At 43.3% G+C, this 3,552-nt stretch carries 4 protein-coding genes and 1 pseudogene; 4 read left to right on the plus strand and 1 reads right to left on the minus strand.

All coding sequences use genetic code 11. The annotated features are described in order from the left end of the window. Nucleotides 1-154: 154 nt before the first annotated feature. From BZG84_RS16000 to BZG84_RS16010, 3 genes are all read left to right on the plus strand, one after another. The gene (locus BZG84_RS16000; RefSeq protein ID WP_108743635.1) at nt 155-454 is read left to right on the plus strand and encodes a transposase; all 300 of its coding nucleotides are present in this window, start codon (nt 155-157) and stop codon (nt 452-454) included. 107 nt (nt 455-561) lie between these two features. Then, nucleotides 562-1,335 (plus strand): phosphotransferase, encoded by a 774-nt coding sequence (locus tag BZG84_RS16005; RefSeq protein ID WP_077481835.1) that lies wholly within the window; start codon nt 562-564, stop codon nt 1,333-1,335. 147 nt (nt 1,336-1,482) lie between these two features. Further along, nucleotides 1,483-2,127, plus strand: coding sequence for a Type 1 glutamine amidotransferase-like domain-containing protein (locus BZG84_RS16010; RefSeq protein WP_077678488.1), 645 nt, complete (start codon nt 1,483-1,485; stop codon nt 2,125-2,127). Between the two features lie 336 nt (nt 2,128-2,463). On the opposite strand, the pseudogene BZG84_RS16015 reads toward BZG84_RS16010, so the two are convergent. Beyond that, nucleotides 2,464-2,691: pseudogene (locus tag BZG84_RS16015) on the minus strand (IS110 family transposase); the annotation flags it as partial. A 30-nt stretch (nt 2,692-2,721) separates the two neighbouring features. Between BZG84_RS16015 and BZG84_RS16020 the strand changes: the two are divergent. Then, a complete protein-coding gene (locus BZG84_RS16020) occupies nt 2,722-3,198 on the plus strand; it encodes a GNAT family N-acetyltransferase (RefSeq protein WP_077678489.1) in 477 nt (158 codons plus the stop codon). Nucleotides 3,199-3,552 lie beyond the last annotated feature (354 nt).

Consider the following 3,552-nt stretch of genomic DNA (forward strand, 5'->3'; position numbering starts at 1 on the left):
GTTGTTGATAATGTACTGGAAGGTAAAAAGCAAAAGATTAATGTTACCAATATGGAATCGAGTTTCATTCTAAAACTGCTAACAAACGCTTCAAGAGGGACAGTGGACTTGATCCGTTTTACTGGACACGCATCGACGACCTGAGGAGGTCAGTATGCCAGCCTATAAAACGGGTAAAAAGACAGCGCAATATTCACTAGACTTCAAACTGAAAGCGGTTGAATGGAGCTATGAAACGCATCGAACAGTGAAGTCGGTTGCAGAGGCGCTTGATATCCATCCATTCATGCTATCGAAATGGCGTAAAGCATATCGAGATGGAGAGTTTGGTATGGTCAAGTCCCAAAAAAGTAAAGTGAAGCCAGACAAGGTGAAGGATGAGTTATCGGCACTCAAGAGACGGATCACGGAGCTTGAAGAGAAAAGTGGTGCTTGGCGAGATCAACGCCAATAAAGAATCGAGCAGACATGGTTACCCCCATTATCCAATGGCTGCACCTAAGTGTGGCAGATCTTCAAGAGGGGGAATCCATGTCATTCGTTAGTTGCTAAAGGAGAAATATGAAAGAATTATCAGGTGGGCGAGAGTCTGCAATTTATCGTGATGGTGAAATTATTTATCGACCATTACAATTATGGAGCCCAACAATTCATAAGCTGTTAACGCATTTACAAAGCTCAGGCTTAACAGAGTCGCCTAGATTTCTTGGCATTGAAGGGAAACAAGAAAAATTAAGTTTCGTTGTTGGTGATACTTATAATTATCCATTAGTTGGTGCTATTGCAACGTCAGAAGCTTTGAGATCAGCAGCTAAATTGCTTAGAAAAATTCATGACTCAACAGCATCGTTTGTCAGTAATAACGACATCGTAAATTTACCGTGGATGCTCGACCCACGAGAGCCATTCGAAGTTATATGTCATGGTGATTTCACGCCGTACAATGTAGCACTTTCAGGAAATTCAGTAGTTGGTGTGTTTGATTTTGACACAGCACATCCCGCTTCAAGAGTGTGGGACTTAGCTTATTCAATATATTGTTGGGCACCTTTTAAAACGGACAGCATTGATGGCCTTGGCACAATGGAAGAACAACTTTTAAGGGCAAGGTTATTCTGCGATAGCTACGATGCTACATATAGTCAAAGAGAGCAGCTTGCGGATGCAATGGTTCGGCGATTAAATGCCCTTGTGAACTTTATGCGAAAAGAAGCAGATAGTGGCGACGAGCAATTTGCGACAAACATTGAGGAAGGGCATCTACAATCTTACCTTAATGACATAGATTACATCGAAACTAACAAGCACAAAATTCAGCGCGCGCTGTGCAACTAACAACGCTTCAAGAGGGACAGCCAACGCGCGGCATGTTTACTATGCGTTGGTCATTGTTGGTACGGTGTTATGCGGAAAGTTGGTCGTGGCGTTGGCTGCCCCTTAAGCGGGCGTTAGAGTGCCGAGTTCAACATAGGAGTATAGTTTATGGATAAACACATCGTTGTTTTAGGCGGTGGTGGTTGGATGATGGGAGAAAAACAGAGCAAATTAGACCGTTATGCACTTGATCTTACGGGCAAGCGTGAACCAAAAGTTTGCTATCTTTCTACAGCAACTGGTGACGCAGAAGAAGCTATTCAACGTTTTTACGATTCAGGTCTTAGTTGTAATTTGACCCATTTTCCATTGTTCAAACCAGACTCCAATTGGCGCACAAAGCTGCAAGAGCAAGACGTTATATATGTTGGGGGCGGTAATACCCGTTCAATGTTAGCTATCTGGCGAGAGTGGGGCATAGATACAATACTCAAAGAATGCTACGAAAATGGTGTGGTATTGTGCGGTATGAGTGCAGGGGCTATATGTTGGTTTGACTTAGGCATCACCGACAGCAATCCCGAAGAATATACAGTTATTGACGGCTTGGGTTTCGTGCGTGGTCTAGCCTCAGCTCATTTTAATGGCAGTGATGAAAAGGCTGACTTATTTTCTGATTTTTCTCAAAATAACAGTAGTGTACCGTGCTATGGTATTAGCGATTATGCCGCCCTGCACTTTGTTAATGGTAAATTATATCAGACGGTTACTAGTAAATTTGATGCAAAAGTAACGTTCGAAAATGCACTCTAACACATATGAGCTCTTCTCCGGTCAATAGGCAATAGCATTTTTTGGCAGCGTCAGTAGCCAATGCTTTCGAACAACTAAATCGTCTACTTCGTTCTGTCATTTCCGCCATTAAGTCATTGCTTACGGCAAACACATATAGAAGGTCTCTTACTGCGGTCTCACCGCTGCCTGCCAATCATGTGACAGGGCCATTAGACATTACTTCCGTTCCCACGCAGGCGCTATTCAAAAAGAAAGCTAAACGTTTGTTTTCCTGTTATCTTCAGGCTCAGTTTGGGGGTAAGCAACGTTGTTGTCCGTTGAAGCGGTTGCGAACCAGCTCTCTGGCCTAGGATAGCGTAGTTGGAGATTAGGTGCAGGATGATTGTACCGACTAAACGTGTTGGAGACATGGGCTTTCAAATTAGCACCGTGACGCATGATTTTGGTTCGGCGGCGAAGTAAATCGCGAGTGGCCCTCATCGCTTTTGGATAGATATAAGCCAGCGGAAAGTTACCGCCCCTGAGAAGAGAAGCAATGTTATAGGAATCAATGCGGTCGTTCTTGGTTTTGCCGCCGTGAATTAATTGAGCGTTATACGATTAAGGAGAAAAATGAAGCCGGATTTACACGGAAGTAGAATCATATTGAGATCTATTCAACCTAAGGATTGCAACGATCTATTTGAAATTTATGGTGATATTCAAACAATKGAATTTGCCTCAGATCCAGTTTTTACATCGAAAGATCTGATAGTTCAGATGCTAGAAAGTGTCGTCCGACTAGAGAAATCAGGTGAATCGTTGGAATGGGCGATTATGGATCAAGCGACAAACAAGGTTATTGGAACCTGCGGCTTACATAGCTTTAGTGATAATGGTGATTCCTGTGAAGTCGGATGCTTACTAAATTCATCGTACTGGCGACAAGGGTATATGTCGGAAGCTCTTAGTTTATTATTTTCACATGCTCAATCTTTGGGTATTGAAAGGTTGTATGCAGATATTGATGAGGGTAACTTTCGGTCTCAAGCTTTGTTTAATAAGCTAGGTTTCAAAGCTAAAAACGGTCAGTTTCAGCGCTTGGTGTGAGGCGTCGCATAACACATATGAGCCCTTCTCCGGTCAATAGGCAATAGCATTTTTTGGGCTACGCCAGCAGCTAATGCTCTCGAACAACAAAGTCGTCTACTTCGCTCTGTCATTTCCGCCATTAAGTCATTGCTTACGGCAAACACATATAGAAGGTCTGTTACTGCGGTCTCACCGCTGCCTGCCAATCCTGTGACAGGGCCATTAAACATTACTTCCCGTTCCCACGCAGGAGCGTGGGAACGAGTTATCTCAGGAGCAATGAGTAACCGTCCACGGATGTCCTCTCGCTATACACACGTAGGAGTGTAGGAACACTATAAAAAATTAACTCGATATAGTAATCTCTTATAT

This window comes from Salinivibrio sp. PR932, assembly GCF_001996125.1.
GTDB classification, from domain to species: domain Bacteria; phylum Pseudomonadota; class Gammaproteobacteria; order Enterobacterales; family Vibrionaceae; genus Salinivibrio; species Salinivibrio proteolyticus.